The 16036-nt window shown below is 60.0% G+C and carries 23 protein-coding genes and 2 pseudogenes; 14 read left to right on the forward strand and 11 right to left on the reverse strand.

The features are described from left to right. Window positions 1–176 precede the first annotated feature (176 nt). Window positions 177–434, forward strand: coding sequence for a hypothetical protein (locus SO180_RS39445; protein WP_449384184.1), 258 nt, complete (start codon window positions 177–179; stop codon window positions 432–434). A 455-nt stretch (window positions 435–889) separates the two neighbouring features. Here the strand turns inward: SO180_RS39445 and SO180_RS39450 are convergent, their stop codons facing one another. Beyond that, window positions 890–1324: a DUF3551 domain-containing protein gene (locus SO180_RS39450; protein WP_449384185.1), complete on the reverse strand. Its 435-nt coding sequence runs from the start codon at window positions 1322–1324 to the stop codon at window positions 890–892. 256 nt (window positions 1325–1580) lie between these two features. On the opposite strand from SO180_RS39450, the gene SO180_RS39455 reads away from it, so the two are divergent. Next, window positions 1581–1802 carry a LuxR C-terminal-related transcriptional regulator gene (locus SO180_RS39455; RefSeq protein ID WP_449384186.1) on the forward strand — a complete coding sequence of 74 codons (222 nt, stop codon included), beginning with the start codon at window positions 1581–1583 and terminating at the stop codon, window positions 1800–1802. Between the two features lie 208 nt (window positions 1803–2010). Here the strand turns inward: SO180_RS39455 and SO180_RS39460 are convergent, their stop codons facing one another. Further along, window positions 2011–2397 (reverse strand): hypothetical protein, encoded by a 387-nt coding sequence (locus SO180_RS39460; protein WP_449384187.1) that lies wholly within the window; start codon window positions 2395–2397, stop codon window positions 2011–2013. A gap of 150 nt (window positions 2398–2547) precedes the next feature. Beyond that, a complete protein-coding gene (locus SO180_RS39465; protein ID WP_449384188.1) occupies window positions 2548–2925 on the reverse strand; it encodes a hypothetical protein in 378 nt (125 codons plus the stop codon). A 20-nt stretch (window positions 2926–2945) separates the two neighbouring features. Between SO180_RS39465 and SO180_RS39470 the strand changes: the two genes are divergently transcribed. Beyond that, window positions 2946–3188, forward strand: coding sequence for a hypothetical protein (locus SO180_RS39470; RefSeq protein ID WP_449384189.1), 243 nt, complete (start codon window positions 2946–2948; stop codon window positions 3186–3188). 111 nt (window positions 3189–3299) lie between these two features. Here the strand turns inward: SO180_RS39470 and SO180_RS39475 are convergent, their stop codons facing one another. After that, entirely contained in the window at window positions 3300–3668 is a 369-nt protein-coding gene (locus tag SO180_RS39475) for a SpoIIAA family protein (protein WP_449384190.1), read from the reverse strand. Window positions 3669–3952: 284 nt separating this feature from the next. Beyond that, a pseudogene (locus SO180_RS39480) lies at window positions 3953–4185 on the reverse strand (helix-turn-helix domain-containing protein); the annotation flags it as partial. 169 nt (window positions 4186–4354) lie between these two features. Here SO180_RS39480 and SO180_RS39485 point away from each other — a divergent pair. The 3 genes from SO180_RS39485 (at window position 4355) to SO180_RS39495 (ending at window position 6660) form a co-directional block, all read left to right on the forward strand. After that, on the forward strand, window positions 4355–5347 hold the full coding sequence (locus SO180_RS39485; RefSeq protein WP_449384191.1) for an ABC transporter substrate-binding protein: 993 nt from the start codon (window positions 4355–4357) through the stop codon (window positions 5345–5347). A gap of 221 nt (window positions 5348–5568) precedes the next feature. Next, the gene (locus SO180_RS39490) at window positions 5569–6051 is read left to right on the forward strand and encodes a hypothetical protein (protein ID WP_449384192.1); all 483 of its coding nucleotides are present in this window, start codon (window positions 5569–5571) and stop codon (window positions 6049–6051) included. 291 nt (window positions 6052–6342) lie between these two features. Then, window positions 6343–6660, forward strand: coding sequence for a hypothetical protein (locus SO180_RS39495; RefSeq protein ID WP_449384193.1), 318 nt, complete (start codon window positions 6343–6345; stop codon window positions 6658–6660). A 539-nt stretch (window positions 6661–7199) separates the two neighbouring features. Here SO180_RS39495 and SO180_RS39500 read toward each other — a convergent pair. Further along, complete coding sequence (locus tag SO180_RS39500) at window positions 7200–7325, reverse strand: hypothetical protein (protein WP_449384194.1); 126 nt, start codon at window positions 7323–7325, stop codon at window positions 7200–7202. Between the two features lie 89 nt (window positions 7326–7414). On the opposite strand from SO180_RS39500, the gene SO180_RS39505 reads away from it, so the two are divergent. Then, window positions 7415–7759 (forward strand): hypothetical protein, encoded by a 345-nt coding sequence (locus SO180_RS39505; protein WP_449384195.1) that lies wholly within the window; start codon window positions 7415–7417, stop codon window positions 7757–7759. On the opposite strand, the gene SO180_RS39510 is transcribed toward SO180_RS39505, so the two are convergent. Next, a complete protein-coding gene (locus tag SO180_RS39510; RefSeq protein WP_449384196.1) occupies window positions 7730–7951 on the reverse strand; it encodes a hypothetical protein in 222 nt (73 codons plus the stop codon). The genes SO180_RS39505 and SO180_RS39510 overlap by 30 nt on opposite strands. Window positions 7952–9232: 1281 nt before the next feature. Then, window positions 9233–9586: a hypothetical protein gene (locus tag SO180_RS39515; RefSeq protein WP_449384197.1), complete on the reverse strand. Its 354-nt coding sequence runs from the start codon at window positions 9584–9586 to the stop codon at window positions 9233–9235. A gap of 408 nt (window positions 9587–9994) precedes the next feature. Here SO180_RS39515 and SO180_RS39520 point away from each other — a divergent pair, with 408 nt between their 5' ends. The 3 genes from SO180_RS39520 to SO180_RS39530 all read left to right on the forward strand — a co-directional run bounded on the left by SO180_RS39520 (window position 9995) and on the right by SO180_RS39530 (window position 11322). Beyond that, window positions 9995–10489 carry a hypothetical protein gene (locus tag SO180_RS39520; RefSeq protein WP_449384198.1) on the forward strand — a complete coding sequence of 165 codons (495 nt, stop codon included), beginning with the start codon at window positions 9995–9997 and terminating at the stop codon, window positions 10487–10489. A gap of 361 nt (window positions 10490–10850) precedes the next feature. Beyond that, complete coding sequence (locus SO180_RS39525) at window positions 10851–11018, forward strand: hypothetical protein (RefSeq protein WP_449384199.1); 168 nt, start codon at window positions 10851–10853, stop codon at window positions 11016–11018. 175 nt (window positions 11019–11193) lie between these two features. Continuing rightward, a complete protein-coding gene (locus SO180_RS39530) occupies window positions 11194–11322 on the forward strand; it encodes a hypothetical protein (RefSeq protein WP_449384200.1) in 129 nt (42 codons plus the stop codon). Between the two features lie 172 nt (window positions 11323–11494). Here the strand turns inward: SO180_RS39530 and SO180_RS39535 are convergent, their stop codons facing one another. Further along, window positions 11495–11824: a hypothetical protein gene (locus SO180_RS39535; RefSeq protein ID WP_449384201.1), complete on the reverse strand. Its 330-nt coding sequence runs from the start codon at window positions 11822–11824 to the stop codon at window positions 11495–11497. 402 nt (window positions 11825–12226) lie between these two features. Between SO180_RS39535 and SO180_RS39540 the strand changes: the two are divergent. The 3 genes and pseudogenes from SO180_RS39540 (at window position 12227) to SO180_RS39550 (ending at window position 13157) form a co-directional block, all read left to right on the forward strand. Beyond that, window positions 12227–12431: pseudogene (locus SO180_RS39540) on the forward strand (cold-shock protein). Window positions 12432–12525: 94 nt separating this feature from the next. After that, window positions 12526–12813 (forward strand): 30S ribosomal protein S21, encoded by a 288-nt coding sequence (rpsU, locus tag SO180_RS39545; RefSeq protein ID WP_449384202.1) that lies wholly within the window; start codon window positions 12526–12528, stop codon window positions 12811–12813. 164 nt (window positions 12814–12977) lie between these two features. Beyond that, window positions 12978–13157 carry a hypothetical protein gene (locus tag SO180_RS39550; RefSeq protein WP_449384203.1) on the forward strand — a complete coding sequence of 60 codons (180 nt, stop codon included), beginning with the start codon at window positions 12978–12980 and terminating at the stop codon, window positions 13155–13157. A gap of 17 nt (window positions 13158–13174) precedes the next feature. On the opposite strand, the gene SO180_RS39555 is transcribed toward SO180_RS39550, so the two are convergent. Both SO180_RS39555 and SO180_RS39560 read right to left on the reverse strand, forming a co-directional pair. After that, window positions 13175–13495: a hypothetical protein gene (locus SO180_RS39555; RefSeq protein WP_449384204.1), complete on the reverse strand. Its 321-nt coding sequence runs from the start codon at window positions 13493–13495 to the stop codon at window positions 13175–13177. Between the two features lie 240 nt (window positions 13496–13735). After that, window positions 13736–13936 carry a GDCCVxC domain-containing (seleno)protein gene (locus SO180_RS39560; RefSeq protein WP_449384205.1) on the reverse strand — a complete coding sequence of 67 codons (201 nt, stop codon included), beginning with the start codon at window positions 13934–13936 and terminating at the stop codon, window positions 13736–13738. 462 nt (window positions 13937–14398) lie between these two features. Between SO180_RS39560 and SO180_RS39565 the strand changes: the two genes are divergently transcribed. Continuing rightward, window positions 14399–14875: a hypothetical protein gene (locus SO180_RS39565; RefSeq protein ID WP_449384206.1), complete on the forward strand. Its 477-nt coding sequence runs from the start codon at window positions 14399–14401 to the stop codon at window positions 14873–14875. The last annotated feature ends 1161 nt before the right edge of the window (window positions 14876–16036 follow it).

A 16036-nucleotide genomic window follows, 5' to 3' on the forward strand; every position in this document is an offset into this window, starting at 1 on the left:
CTGGTCACGCGACGCATCGAGAGAGGTTGCCGAGGAGCTGTCGCAGCGCGTGGCCGACGAAGGGCGCGAGGTGTCCGCGGCGGTGCAGGAGTTCATCGAGCGCTTCACCGGACGGGCGCTTGGCGTGCAGTTGTCGTTGCCGCTGCGGGCGTTCTAAGACTTACGTCGGCCCGCTCATGAAACTCACCGCCGAACGCCCCTTCGCCGATCCGGAATCCGCCGCGCGTAAGCTCGTCGAGATCGCCGCTGGCATTGAGCCCGTCCAAAACGGCCGAATCCATATCGAGAAGATCAACGCGCCGTTCCTCTACACACTGAAAGCCACCGGCCCTGAGTTCGGTGCGGGCATCAAGATGGCGGTCGAGCGCGGCTGGCTCGAGCTGCACGAGAGCCGCACCTATGTCCGGGTCTTGAATGCAGAGGCCGCCAACTGAGGCTGCCTCGCGCTTTATTTCTTGGTTGGCAGCTTCGCCGGGACTTGCGGCGTTGAACTGACAATCCTCACACCCTCATCGGACGAGTGACTTTTAATCGTCTCCAGAACCAGAAAGAATTTTTCCGCAAGCATTGCGGTCCTCCCCTGGCAATTGATTTTGGGAATAAAATAGCATGTCTGGTGAAAACAAGCCCTTAATTCCGAACGGGCGTGGGGCTAGGCTGAATGACCGATCGAGGCTGGGGCCGCTGTTTTGAGATCGCCGACCGCAAGCTGCTGACCTTGCGCGACGCCGGCGAGTACATCGCTGCTCTGCCGCCCAAGGTGCACGATGCGCCCGAATGGCACGCCGCCGCAGCGCGCAAGCTGGTCGAGCTGGCCCGAGTGTCGAGCCGATACAGGACGGTTGCAGACAATTGGCGGGCCGGCTGCAGCGACCCACTATGTCGGACTTTACATCTGCCGTCTCACACTTTCGAGAAATCGTTGTTTCTCGCCAGGCGCGTAACCTTGGGAAGCTCCGTAATACGGTTCATGGTTTTGATTGTACGGTGCGGTCCGGTAGTTTATCGGTGGCTCAGGTCGCGCGTTCGATCTCGTCACAGCGTGCGCGGGCGATCGTGATCCGGCTTGGCGAGAATAGCGCCGATTGTTCTCTCTCACCTGTGCCGTCGCACCAGCGTAATACGGGTTGAGGATGCACATCTGACCGTTGGCCGACGCCCTGCATTGGTCCATCGTCGTGTAGCTGCATCTATAGTAGGGGCTGGCTCCGAAAGAGACGACATACAAGCAAACGGGAAAAGCCGGATCATATCTTTGAGCCCGGGCGTGCCCTACTGTTAAAGCGATACCAATCGTCAAAAGCGTCAAAGCCAATGTGCGCATTGGAACGTCCTCCAAGTCGGCACAATACCCCTCCACTCAGACCGTTGGCAGTATTGATCCAAATCAACGCTCACGCATAGGTTCATGCGCTTGCAGTGAGAGGCGGCCCCAGTCTTGCTTCGAGAAGCCCTCCCCGCGCGCAAAAGTCCGACATCCCGTCGTGGCGGGCGATCACCGCGTCGCCGTCGATCGGAAACGATTGCGCGCGAAAACAGCGATAGAAGAGTCTGCGCTTGTCGAGGTCCAAGAAACTGCCATGACCAACCTGCCGCTCAGTCCACGCGAGAAGCAGCTCCTGAGGCGCTTGGCCGCCGGCAAAACGGATGCTCAGATCGCCAGGCATATTGGTGGTACAGCAGAGCAAGTCGCCGAACAGCGTACCCGCCTGCTTGGAAAACTAAAGATCGGGGCGCCGAACGAGATCGCCGATGTGGCCGAGCGACTGGCAAGCTGGAGAACCTATCGAGGCGTAACGTAAGCACCGGCCGTTACAGCACCTTTGGGGTCCTCTGGGGCGCGCAGAAAACGCGGGGTACGCGCGACGCCCCTATTGAGAATATCTGCCGCGAGAAAATTCGTGGTTGCAGTTGCGGGTTTGGCAACAGTCTGCCGAGGACGCGTTCTCATTGATCGCGATGGGGGCGTGTCCGCCATGCCCCCATAGCAATTAAACGGCGTCGCGCCGCTCAGTACGGATAGTACCCGCCGGGGCAAACATAGTTGCCGTACGCGTCGTAGCCGCAGCCGCCCCGGTAGTAGGTCCCCGCCGCGGCCGCGCCGACCGCAGCCGCACCCACTGCCGCCGCACCGACCCCGTAGCGGTAGCCGCGATATGCCCCTGCATACGCACCCCGATAGCCGTAGCGCCCGCCGCGCACAGCGACAGCGCCGCCCCGGTATCCGCGAGCCGCGACCGCGCCCCCGCGGTAGCCTCCTGCTCGCACGGCACCGCCGTGGAAACCTCCGGCGCGCATGCCGCCGCCGCGACCGCCGCGGGCGAATGCGTCGTCGGGAGTGAAGGTGACCAGCAGTGTGGCTGCGGCTGCCGAAGCGATGAGAATTCGACGCAACATTAGCGTTCTCCTTCTTTCGAGAGCGGAACACCGCGGACACCGCACATCGCACCGAGCCACGGGTCTGTCCGAAGCCTCGCGTGCGGGAGCTTCGCGGCCTTGACTTGGATCAAACAATCCTCACGCTCATCTACGTGAACGACTACTCCATCACCGCTCTCGCAGATGCTTCCGGTTCTTGACCTTGATCCATCGAAAAGGGGAACGGAGACACGCACTGCAATCCGCCTTCACGCCGACGCTGCAAGCGGAGCATCCTACCGCGACGCAACAGGAGCGAACACGATGACCGAGACCGTCGGCAATGATCGCCTGCCCGTCGCCTCCCGCCCACGATCCCAAAAGCCAGCAAACGTCGGCGCTGCGGGACTGGCGCTCCATCTCGACCTGACAGTTCTGGCCGATGAGCAGGTGTTCCAGCAGCTGCCCGACGGCAAGTTCGATCTCGATGCGTCCCGTGTGGCGTACGTTCGCTTCCTCAGGCGCCAGCGGCGGCAATCGCCGCGCCAATCGGCCGATATCGAGCATGTGCCGCGAAGGCGGCCCTGTTGCGGCTGCGCATTGCCGAGATGCAACGCGAGCTCGTCCCGAAAGAGGTTTACGATGCCGTGATTGACGAGTTCGCTGGCGTGGTACTGAGCGCATTGGGGAACCGGCCGGGAAGGTGTGCGCCGCATGGTGATCTTGCGACGAGGCGGCGCATCGAGCTGGCGGTGTTTGATGTCCGCACCGAGATCGCCGCTCGCTGCCAGCGGATGGCTGACAAGAACGACGAGCCGCCACTCGCCTAAGGTTCCGTGGCTATTGCCAGCGTCACCTCATCTCTCAACCGTACTTGGCCGGATCGCCAATGACGCCGTGGATTGCGATCAATCAAGCCGCGATGACGGCTCTGATAGGGATCATCGCCCAGTTTCCAGCCACGCCAGCGCCTCCGTCCTCTGATCGGAAGGAAACTGTCGGACCTGAGGCGACACAACGTAGTTGGAGACATGTGTCATGGCCTTAAGGGCCTCGCTATCGGTCACAGCAGCTATGCGGTCGATCTTGCGTTGATGATCCCGGACGAACCCGAGATGCGATATAAGTGCGCCGAAGCCGTCCCATCCGGGAAAATCTTTCACACAGACCATAAGGCCGTTCAGTTTCCCATTCGACGCGATGAATGGATCGATCTCTTGCGCGAGCCTTGCAAAATCGGCTCCTGAGAGCGGCCCGTTGGGGGACACAATGAGGACGCCTTGGTCCCGAAGGAGTTCAAATTCGACCATGTCGATCTCTATCCTCCAGTTAGATAGCCCAACCTCATACGCTGCTACGGTTGCTTCATAAGCGGTCCTCCAAACCAGACTTCGCCAGAGACGAATTAGTTTGATCTGGGTCAAGCCAAACGCCTTTCCGCATTGCGTTGCCTACAGCCGCGACCGCTCACTCCCCTTGTGCCCGTCGCGGTTTTTCCACCGCAATCTGTAGCGGCCTGCCTGTCCCGCGCCGGCCGGCGCATCTTGCCGGCATGGGGCCGAAATCATGCGAAACCATCAACGGCGGGTCGGTCTTCTGTCGTAAATCGATGCGTCGCGCCGTCCTCCAGCCAAAAAATGTCGCCGACCAAGTGAAGCGCACCGATCTGGGGGCGACCACCGGGGAGCAACTTTTAGCTTCGTACAGCCCCTCTTTTGACCTGATAACGTACTCTGCAGGCTGCTTTTCGCCGTAGATTTCAGTTCCCATTTTGTAAGTGAACTCATTCAGACCAACGATTGGGTTCGAGCAGCTCGTTATGCCGATCTCTCAATGACTTCCTCTAGGGTCATTGTCCCTAGGGACAATGTGGCTCTCTGAGCGCAGGGCAATGAAGTTCATCAGAACGCTCGCTTCCCGGCTGGTCGGCCTCCGCGATGCGGACATATTGTCTTGCAAGTTTACGAAACGTGGACTTCCCGACTTGAGGACGGACATGACGCTCACGCGGCGCCATTTTCTGCCGCTCTTTGGCAGCGCCATGGTATTTTTCCCTGCTTCAGCAGCGGAAGAGAGGTTGCCCGTCGTCGCAGTTTTGACAGGCAATGCTGCATCGGATACTGATGCAGAAAGGCGCGTTCGCGCATTCCGCGAGGCCCTTTCTGGACTGGGATGGATTGAAAACCAGAATTTTCGGCTGGAGGTGCGCTGGCCCGGTCCAGTGCTTGCGAACCAAGAAGTGTGCGCGCGCGAGCTTATAGCCTTAGAGCCTAAAGTTATTTTGGTTACGAATACGACGGCTGCTCGAGTGTTGCAGCGATCAACGCAAGCCATACCGATCGTTTTCGTCGGGCTGTCTGATCCGGTAGCTACCGGCCTTGTTTCGAGTGTGGCTCGGCCATCCGGTAACATCACCGGCTTCGCTCTCTACGAACATTCCTTTAGCGGCAAATGGCTAAGTCTGCTGAAACGGCTTGCCCCGCACCTCAATGAGGTGAGCGTGTTGTTCAATCCAGAGACTTCGCCTTATGCAGCCTTTTATATTCAGGCTGCAATCGAAATGGCAAGCAAGCTCTTCGTTTCGGTAAAAGCTGTTCCTGTGCGCGCCGCTGATCAGATCGAACCCGCAATTTTGAGCACTGGTGCAAGCGGGAATGCGGGCCTCATCATTCTCCCTGACGGAGGATTTGTCTCTTCAAACAGCGCAAAGATCATTAGCGCCGCCGCGAAACACAGGGTACCGGCCATATTCGCCGTCAAGAACTATGTGATGCGTGGTGGGCTCATGTCTTATGGACCAGACTTGACTGCACAATTCCGGGATGGCGCGGGTTATGTGGATCGAATACTGCGAGGTACGAGGCCAGGCGAACTCCCGGTTCAATTTGCCACGAAGTTTAACCTCGCTATCAATTCGAAGGCGGCTGACGAGCTCGGATTGTCTGTTCCCGAGACCCTCTCACTCGATGCAGAGCTTATCGATGATTGACCCCTTGGGCCTGAATGCCGATGTCGCCTTCGGGCCATTCGCACCATTTTCAATCGCTTCGCCGCGTGTCTGTTATCCCGCTAACGGCGGCGGAATAGCAGACATCCCCGACCGCCGCTCAACCCCGTTCGCCCGGCATTCCCTTGATCTGCATCAAGCGCTTTCGGGGTGCCTCGTAAAAGCGTTCGGCAGGGTGGGAAGTCGATCAAGGAGAACAGGTCATGTCTGTGAGCTTCTTTGAGACCAAACCTCGCGCCTTCGATCCTGTGGCCGCCTCCGGGCTCACCAAAGAGGCTCAAGAAGGCGCGAACGCAGCCTTGAAGGCATTGGCCACTTGGCGAAACGAGATTGCCGACACGAACCAGAAAAATGGCGAGCGCGTCCTCGACCAGATGGCGGTGGCCGCGAAGACACTTGGGTGGCCAACGCAGATCGTCGATGCCGCCCGCACACAATTGAAAAGCGTCGCCGAAATCCAAGTTAAGACGATGGACCAAATGATGGACGTTTGGGAAGAGCAGCTCAAATTGCCGAACCCGATGACCGCGTCACCATCGGCGATGCTGTCAAAACTCACATCTTTGCCGGGTCTCACAACAGGTCCAGCTACAGCAGCGAACCCAGTCGAAGTGTGGATGAAGCTAGCGGAGCAGTGGCAACGAGCGTGGATTGCGCCCTTCGGCGCAACGGACAAGCGGCAGTAGGTAGCGGGCGGGCAGGCAAGCGCACTGCGTAATAGCTCATTGCGTCCGGCGAGCCCTCGACAATCCTTAGCCTCGCCGGTCCCGCGCCGCCCGGCGAGGCTGTGCGCATGGAACGAAATCACGCGAGACCATTTACGGCGGCTCGGTCCGGGCAGCGGCAGAGGGGGCGGCGGAAGCGCGCAAGCAAGCCGACCGGCTCGTCTGCAAGGCTTGGAATAAGCGGATGCTCGGTTTTCGAGATCCCTCCGCCTTATGCGCGCGAACGAAGCAAGCTATAAAAAGGGGCATATGATGAAGTATCAAATCTGGTTTATGAAGCCATCGTTTCTTCGCGATGTCGTTGGTAGCTCGCCCAATCCAAATAACCTTTCGGCTACTCATGTTCACTTGAAGAATATCGAAGCCGATAGTCAGGAAAATGCATTGTCTCGCATGCGAGCGGAGAACTGGTCACCGAATGGTGAAGGTCTCGATTTGCTTCAGAGCAAAGGACTACAGCACACAACCATGACGATCGGCGACGTACTCGTGGATGAGGACGATGCTGTCTATCTCGTCACCGGCATTGGGTTCAGTTTGCTGCCAAAACATGAGGAGCCGCGTCGATAATTATCATGAGGGGCTGAATTGAGGCCCGGAGAAATGGCATCTGGACGACTCTCAACAGAGATCGCGCCACGAAGTCTGCAGCATCACGACCAACCAAGTCGCCATCCTCGCACTTCATTAGTGATCGTCATCTCCGCCGCCGATTGCGAAGAAAAAGCCGTCGCAGGGCTGAGACCGCGGCGGCTTCCCATCACCTCTACTGGACCTGCGGAACGCACTCTCAGAGACCAGCAAAAGGCCCCGCCGTGGGCGGGGCCTTCCGCGACAGAGCTATTGACGACCCGGGGCGAAGCTAGACGCGCCGTGTTCATGTGGGTTCGGAACCGCCGCTTGCATCGTGTGTCCCGGGCTGAAGCCGGACGCGCCGTGGTGCCCGCCGCGCGAGTGCGGGTTTGAAAACGCCGATTGCATCGTGTGCCCTGGAGTCGCGCCCGATACCGAAGCGCCATGCCCGGTACCGCCGTGCCCAACGCCGCTCGCCCCGCCATGTCCGGCTCCAACACGGATGCGCCAACGCCAGCTCCGGCTCCGCCACCAGCTCATCCGCCGCCTCCGCCAGCACCGCCGTCGCCACCGCCACCGCCGCCAGCGAGCAGTGGGCCGGACCCTGCGATCAGCCATGCCGGTATGGCGGCTACTGCAATAAGCTTTGCTATCCTCGTCACGATGATCTCCTCCTCTCCAATTCCGCGTGCGAGGCAACCCGGCGCGTTCGTTCAAAATCGGGCGCACAAAGGGCGGATATGCCACCGGATTGGAAGAGCTGTACAAGCTAGACGATGCCGTCACGCTTATCGCCAACCTCTGGGAGCACCGGCATGACGCGCCGGAATGGGAGGCGGCGATCGGGGCGCTGGCGCTGATGGTTGATCTCGTGGACGGCTCGACGACTTCCTGCGCACACCAAGCGAGCTTTGGCGTTCGGGGGCGCATCATGCAAGCAGATTGCGGTGCCGCCGACGCTGCTGGTCAGCTTAACGTTGCTGGGATGCAGTACAAAGCCGGGTCACCAATTGAAGGCCGGGCTCTCCAAGGTCGCTCTTATCAATGCAAGTACGCGATGGCCGCCTTACCGCATTTCAAGTTCCTTGATCGCTAGAGCCGCAATTTCCGCCGGGTGCTGGACACCGCTTTGGGCGATCTGGATGATCTTGTGCGCAAGCATTTCCGTTAGCGGGTCGTCCCGATCCTTGACGCAGAGAGTATGGAGCGCTTGCTCGTAAGCTGCCGTGATGCGGCTAACTTCTTTACGCTCCATGTCGTGGGTTTGTAATTGTAGGTAGATCGACATTTCCTCACCCCCCTTCGAAGCCCATGATGAGAAAGGGCATATCCTATCACAAGAACCCGCTCACGGCCGTTAAACTACGTTTGCTTTGAGCAGCCGTATCTGCCCCACGGATCAAGATCGGTACCTTGCGCGTTACTACGGCGGCGGCAGCGAGCCGTGCACCGCAAAGAGGCTGTGAACATCGAGGCCAACGGTGGCAGTCATGGCGGACACCCCTCCGACCCACGCCCATGGTCCATCCCCCGGCTTAGAGCCGGAGCATCGCCGGGCGATCTGCAACGAGATTGGCGAGCAACTTCGCAGCGCCCTCGCGGATGAGGTCACGCCGGTACCGTCGCAACTGCAAGGGTTGGTCGAGCGGTTTGCCGAATTGGACGGCGGCGCGCCCTCAATCGTTCCTGACCGCCAAGACGATCCTCCCTCCCTGCCGCTCTGGAAGCGTATAGTAAGGTTTTGGCGGGTCCTGCGAAACGACTCTTGAGTGGGGACGCGCGACCGCCCGGTTTCCGCCTATTTGGCAGCGCGCTTTGGCTGCCAGCGGACCTATCCAAACCCACGACACTCGGCAGCCTAGCCGCCCGCCCACCATTGTAGCAAGGTCATGGGCGGAAGCGTGCTCGGCCATCGCCGCCCCAATTCCAACCGCGCTGACGTTCCTGCTTAGCGTCCATCGAGACCCACCGTGGGGGCCCCGGCGCAGTTGTGTGGGCTGCGCCGGGGCCATACGCACGTCCGCCGATAGGGGGCTCGGAACCGGCAAGGTGCGCGATGCCAATAAAGCACAGGCTGAGGCGTCAGAAAGTGTACCTTGGGCCAGTTTCGCAGCTTCGAGGCGGCGAACGCGGAGCTTCAAAGCTTGCCACCGCGCCGCATCTGCTCCATGCACTGACGCGCAAAGAGTACATAGGCAGGATTGTGGCCTTCTTGTTCAGCGGCGTGAGTGCCGCGTTGGACCACGTTGGCCCGCGCACCCCGCGTTTTCGGCAGAACCCAAACGACCGGCGCGGATCGAAATCCCGATGCCTACGTCACACCTTTGTAGGTTCTCCAGCTTGCCAATCGCTCGGCCGCGTCCGCGATCTCGGCTGGTGCGCTGACGCCCAGCTTGGCGAGCAACCGCGTGCTGCTGTCCGACTTGCGCGGCGGTCCCCAAGTCGCTTGGCGATCTGAGCATCAGTCTTCCCAGCGGCGAAGCACCTTAGAGTTGCTTCTCGCGCGGGCTCAGCGGCAGTTTGCTCATGCCGCGCACATTAGCGAAGACCAGCTGGACAAAATAGGCGCCTAGTTCGCTCCCATGCGCAGCTTCGAGTACTTTGGCCGTATTTCCACGCGCGTCTTGCCACACCGCGTGCAGGTCAACTTCGGCTCGATCTCTGAGAGCCGCACATGGCTGGGAAAGCCGTCCGCGCTGATCTCGGCGCGCTGGCCACAGCGGTTGTCGCGGCAACAAATTATGATGTCGCGCGTGCCGGAGCCGCGCATCTCGCCGAAGGTGATTTTCTCCGGGTAGGTGGTCATTCCGGCGACGGGCACGCGGCCCGCAATAAGACAGCCATACTCGTTTTCAGACACAAAATATTTCTCCCCGCACTCGCACAGGAACATGTGGTACGTGCGGCCGAGCTTCGGCTCCAAGATGTCTGGCGAAGCGCGGTTGCTTGCCGCAGCGGGTGCAAGGAGGACAGGTGGGCTTGGATGCGTCCATGCCGAGAAAGTCAGCGTCCGACAACTGGTTCCCTATTTTCTCTGGCGAAAAGCGCATTTTCGCTAGTGCCGTTGCCGTCTGTGCTGCTCGAAGTCCGACCGCAGCTCAATATCGCGTGCCACGTCGCTTTCGTGGCTGAACGATCCCGCCGAGCGTGACCGCTTCTCACGCCTCACCCCGGGCGTCGGCAATGTTCATCGCCTCTCAGATCCGCCGAGATCACGCGAGCGCTGGTGAGCAAGGTGCCGAGGCCGGTGCCGATCGGCGCCGGTGATTTTCAATTGACGCTCGCGCCGACGTGACGATGATAGCTCGTTACGTAACGGAAGGAGATCGTCATGGGTCTCAACGATCCCGAGCGACAGGCGCGATGGCGCACCAAACGGAAGGAGGAAATCGAACGACTGCGTAACGTCGTTGCCGAACAGTCCAAGCAATTGGCCGAGGCGCGAAGGGAAATCGAGATTGCCGCCCTTCAGCAAGAGAACGCGACATTGAAGATTGCGCTTGCTGATGAGCGCAAACAGCATGCAGCAACCAAGGCCATGGCGGCCAAGCCCCCACCGCCGCCGATTGATCGCGACGAGGTGGCCCGCCTCATGGAGGCGAACCGCAACCTGCGCCTCGCGCTGCAAGAAATGACTAAATGGTATGAGGGGGAAAGTCGCCGGAAACGTTTCATGACGTTCGCGACTTACGGCAAGCTCATGAAATGCTTGCATCCCGACAGCCAGCCAAGCGACGCGGAGAGAAGTGAGGCATGCGCGCTGCTCGGTCAATGGAAGCAGGACGGGGATAGAGCGCGACGCCGAGCCCCGAAGGCTAGCGTATGATCTGCTGCTGTCCGATCGTCATTGGCCCCTCGTCGGCAATATTCGCGGGTGGCGCATGCCGAGGGCCTTGGCGGCCTGTTGCTGGATGTCGATCGATGATCAGCCGCCGTGCTTCATCCGGCGTGGCGGAGACGCCGCAGGCGTCACGCGGCCAAGCGTGATCGGCAAGGGCGTGAACCCTGTTCATGAACGCATCCTCTCGCGACCAGTGTTGTGGCGAAAATCACTGGTTGCGGTTGCATGTGGGACGGCGCCTCCGCGCGACGGCATCAGTCACCTTGCCGCCTCTGCTTTCGATAGCGAGACTTGACCACGGCTCTTCCGTCGGGAACAATTTGCGAGCGCGTGGATTTTTCCTTTTATGACGGCCAACTCGAAGAGCGCAATTCAGTCGTTTGTCTGGGCGATCGAGGAAATTGCGAAGACCGGCAACAAGAAGGCCGAGCATCATGCGCGCCTCGCATTGAAACACTTGCAAGGCAAGGCGCCTAACGAATCCGGTGGTGCTTCCGCCCGCAATGGCCCATAAATCATTTCGCGTTTATCGCGGTCTTAACGCCTTGAAAGACGAAGAGACCGAGCGGGATGATGTGGGCTGAAGCGCCGAGGCCGCGCGCTCGCCGCCGATCCCTAGGGCAACGAGACCCGCGGGTCTCCACCTTCATGGGGGCTCCAAGAGTGCGCGGGCCAAGGTTGTCGTGCCCATGATGTTGAAGGTTCTCGATACGCTGCTCTTGGTCGGAAACGTTGTGCTCGCCACGCAACACGTTGCGCTCGGCTTGTTCAAGATGCTGAAGTTGCCGGGACCGATCCATCCGAGGCTCTCGCAATAAGCGGGCGCACGGTCGGGTCTCTCAGCCATCGGCGCCTACTAGCTGCGTCGCGGAACTTGGAACCGCAAAAGGGAACGCTTTCGTGGATTGGCGTTTGTCTCAATAAGGCAGACGACGCGAGGTGGAACAGATGGCCCACCACAACGAGCCTTTCTTGAAGGACTGCCGAGTTCTAATTGTCGAGGACGAGTATCTTATCGGAGACGACCTCGCGAACGCTCTCCGGGCGCTCGACGCTCATGTGATCGGACCGGTTACCGAACTCGCCGACGCGATGGCTGTCGGGCACGATGGTTTCGATGTCGCCGTGCTCGATCTCAATCTGCGCGGATGTTCGGCCGTTCCGGTCGCGGACGAACTCATGCGTGTCGGAAAGCCCTTCATTTTCACGACTGGCTACGGTGCCGAGAACATCCCTGACCGCTTCCAGCATGTGCGGCGATGGGAGAAGCCTTACGATCTTGAGAAAGTCACGGCTGACGTTGGCGAATTGTGTCGCCACGCGCCGCACCTCGTGGCGTAGTGACGCCAGCGTCCACGGTCTTAGGTCCTGCTAAGTCGAAACCCGGTGGCGCGCACACTCCGGCTCCGGGTCGAATTCATCGACCGAGTTCTGCCACGCGATGATCACCGTCGTATTCAGGCGCATCGATCGGTGAGCCCGCCTCGCAAAAAGGGAGAGCCTCATGCCCGACGCTCAACTTACGAACAAGCTGTCGCCTCGCGAGACGCTGCGGCCTTCTTGTCCGATGTGCAACGCCAAAATGGATGTTCTGCGGGTTGTAGCGGGAAAACCGGGTTTCGAGCACCGGACTTTGAAGTGCACCAGATGCCGAGCGATGTACGAGGCGCAAGCTCCCGCAGACCCGCTCAATTCCGAAACTATAGGCTGGCTTCACAGTGGATTGACGCCGCCTCGGTGAAGTGGTTCAACGATTAAAGGGGTTGGGCTTCATCGCGCCGGATGACGGCGGCCGAGACGTTTTCGTGCATATCAGCGCAGTCGAGTGCGCTGGCCTATCGGGCTTGGCTGAGGGGCAAAAGTGTTCTTACGAGATCCAAGTCGATAGGAAGCGCGCAGGAGCAGCGCAGAAAACCTTCGGGTGTGATCACGTCGCTGAGGATCGATCTCTAGCAGAAATTGCCAAATCGAATGGGCTGCGCCTCTTCAAGAGGATGCAGTCAATATAGGAGTTCTGACGAATGCAAGTCTTGGTTCGGGACAATAATGTCGAGCAGGCGCTTCGAGTTCTGAAAAAGAAATTGCAACGCGAAGGCGTGTTCAGAGAAATGAAGCGGGCGAGGTTCTATGAGAAGCCCTCAGAAAAAGCGGTACGCGAAAAGTCCGAAGCCATTCGCCGTGCTCGCAAGCTGGCTCGGAAACAGGCTATCCGAGAAGGATTGATTGCCGCCCCTGTCAAGAAACCCAATGATAAACGCCCGACCCGCGCGCTTCCAAGCGTGGCACCTAGGAGCCCCGAACAACCATAACTAAGAGCCGCGCTCCTGCTTTGCTATGTATGGTGCTCAAAAGGCCCGCACGGCTAGCGAGGACACGCGGGCTGCCCGACAAACGCCCATTGATGCAAATCAACGCACGACACGGCGACGATGCTCCTACTGGCCTCGCTGGGGCCGAGCAGCGAAGCCGCATCATGACGGTGGTACTACGCGAGCAATTGATCGAGGAGTTGAGGAAGTTCGTTGCTTCGCTGGAGCATGCCCGTGTCGCCGCCGAGGACTATGACGATCCGCGCGCGATCAAGCAGCTCGAACAGACGCTCAAGGAAGCCCGCGAGCTGTTGAAACGGGCGGAGACGGAGCTGAACAACTAGCTCTCGGAAGGCAGCGATCACTCGGCGGCTTGGCTCGCGGCGACCGGCATCGCTATGCGCTGCGCGATCAAGGCCTCGATCTCGTCGCGGTCGCGCGGTGAAAGGCGATGGGCCTTGCCGAGCCGCGCGCGGGCAGCGTGCCAGAAGCGGTCACGCTCGGCGGGATCGTTCAGCCGGTCTTCGATCACGGCGGCGACGCGGCAGACGATCTTGAGCAGTTGTCGGCCTTCGACCAGCACACGCTCCAGCAGGATGGCGTCTTGGACCCATGGCGCGCGCTCCTTGAGATGACGCGCTCCGAGGCGACGGCGATTCCAAGCGATCTCGAATCCCGGCATGATCGACTCTCCCTGTCGATGCTGCCCCAGCCGGTAAGGGTAAATTACAAAGTGTGTGGTTAATATTTTCTTTAGGAATATTACTCCCGCCAACGTGCGTCGATCAGCGCGACTCGGCCTCGTCCTCGACCAGATTACCGGCCGCGATGGCCGCGTCGATCTGTTGTCGGTGGTTTGATCTGGGTCAAGCCCGGCGGAGACAACCGGGCGCAGAGGGCGGCTCGCAAAGTTTTCCGCAACCTAACAGCAGTTCTTGTCTTGCTGAATGTGCGGGCACGGAACGGTCCCGTAAGAGCAAAACACGCAGCAGTCGCCCGCCTTGGGCTTCAGCCGGGTGCCACAGCCCTTGCAGTCATAGTAGAACTGACAAGCGTCAGTCGGCATAGCTTCGGTGGAGTCGTACCCGCAATTCGGACAGGTGATGACGGATTCCAATATCATGTCGCCAGAATACCAAAATGGGGCCGCGGCCGCTCAAGAGTGTCCTGCCCCGGACAGCAGCGCGCGGCGCAACGCCTGACTTCGCGGCCACTCACAACCGGCGGCGAGGCGTTCCATGTAGCCATGTAGCACGGCATCTGGTGCCGATCGAGCACGGACACGGCGTGCCACGGCTGCCGCAACAGAACGACATTCAGCTTCATGTCGATCTCGATAAAGCGCGTCTCCCTGCCGGGTGGATTGTCGCTTTCCCGGCGCTCGGCATCGCTGTACCGCTTTGAGGGCTAAGCAGACGTGAGCCACCAAGCTTTTTTGGGGACCTCCACCCGGGGTTCGCGCAAACAGCAGACACTCTGGAGTATATACCTGTTCACAGCCACGGCTGACGGTGGTCGCGCGATGATCTGATCCACGAGGGATTGATAATTTGCCAGCGAGGTCGTGCACCGCTTTGATCGCCGCATGCCCGCTCTCACCCGCCGCCGCAGCAAGGATGATCCACATCGCGAGACATGGCTGATATTCTTCGGCGATGTCAGTGTCGGTGTTATAGGTCGCCGCGCCGGTGTCCCGAACTCGGCCCCGCAGTGGAGTTGGTCTTGCGGTTTCCATCCCGGCACAGATCCCGGTGAGCACGGCAGCGGCATTGCCGAGACGTTCGACGAAGCCCGTACGAGTTTCCAAGCAGCGTGGCAGGAGCTGGCCGCCACGCGCACGGAGGCCGACTTCGAGATGTGGCGCCGCAACCGTGACTGGACCGCTTGGAAGGACCGGATGCACCGGCTAGCACTTCCGCTGCCGACACAGCGTCCAGAAGGGATTGCGCGCTGCTTCTGCGGCGAGTTAATCACGAACCCGACGCTCGACGAGCACATCCACACGATCCACCGCCAGACCGCCGTTCCACGCCCCCCTCTGGTCGGCGCCTTGGAGGATTGAGCATCGGCGTTGCCCCGCATCTTGCCACATGTTAGTGCGCGCCGCCGCTGCATCTGCCAGATTTTCCCGGTGGTCCAATAGGGGTCCAAGTCCTCCAAAAATGAACAACAAGTGGGTGGCTTGCCATGCGTGCTTGCGGTCGCGCTGTTGACGATGTCCTTCGTCAGCATCTTGAAAGTCTTGCTCATCAAATGGCGGAATTAGAGGAACTGCGGAACCGAGTGCTTAAGGCGGAGCAGAAGGTGAGGAAGAGACGGAGGCAGGAACGCTCGCACATTCGATTGGGCGCATCGAGCCAAGCATTCGCCATGGGCAATGATCATTAAAGCGGTGTTCTTTGCCGCCTTGGCATTGTTCGAGACCGCTTGGCTGTATGCTCTTGCCAAAGCCGCGATAGCTGTTGGCATTTGGGTGCTATCCTGGAAGCGCATTCATGGCCTTCCCAAGGACGCCAGCTCAACGCGGGCTCGCTCATAAAGGAACGGACGCTCTCTGCGCTCGTTTGGAGCGCGATGGAAATGGAGAGTTTTCATGGCGTCCAATAGAATGATTATCTTGCTAAGCTGCATCGCCGTCTGTGGCCCACCCGCATTTGCTCAGAGCGGTGGCGCAGGCGGGAGCAGCGCAGGCTCATCTGCTGCCGCTACCGCAGGCGCTGGAACGGGAGCAAATTCTAGCAGTGCCAACTCAGGTCCCTCGGCCCCTTCCGGCACGGGGACGCAGGATGTCACAACTGGCTCAAACCGGAGCACCAACACCCAACTGAACAATCCCAACGTTCAACCGCCTACGCCAAACAAATCGCCTGCGGCGGCACAGGCCGAGAGAAACGTTGGGGTCGGTCACGCGCCGAATGGACAGCCAATTGGAACGCCGGGAACGGGGCACGAGTGAGGAAGACCAGATGCGCCGATAGGCGCTCTCGCCCAAATGCGATGAAAAAATAAGGGTTGGCGCTATCCGGTTCGGCGACGACGCTTGACTAGCCAATATACGCCATACCCGACTGCAAGAACGGGCAGTCCTGCGCCCGCAATAGGCCTTTGAGGTGGCCGGGAGCGTTCTCACAGTTTCCGTTGCCATTGTAAGCACGCGGTGACAGCGTCGCCATCTTCACCGCCCCCGGGGGCGAGAGGCGCGTCTAGTCAACGTCGCTGGCGC

This window comes from Bradyrhizobium sp. UFLA05-112 (assembly GCF_053572325.1).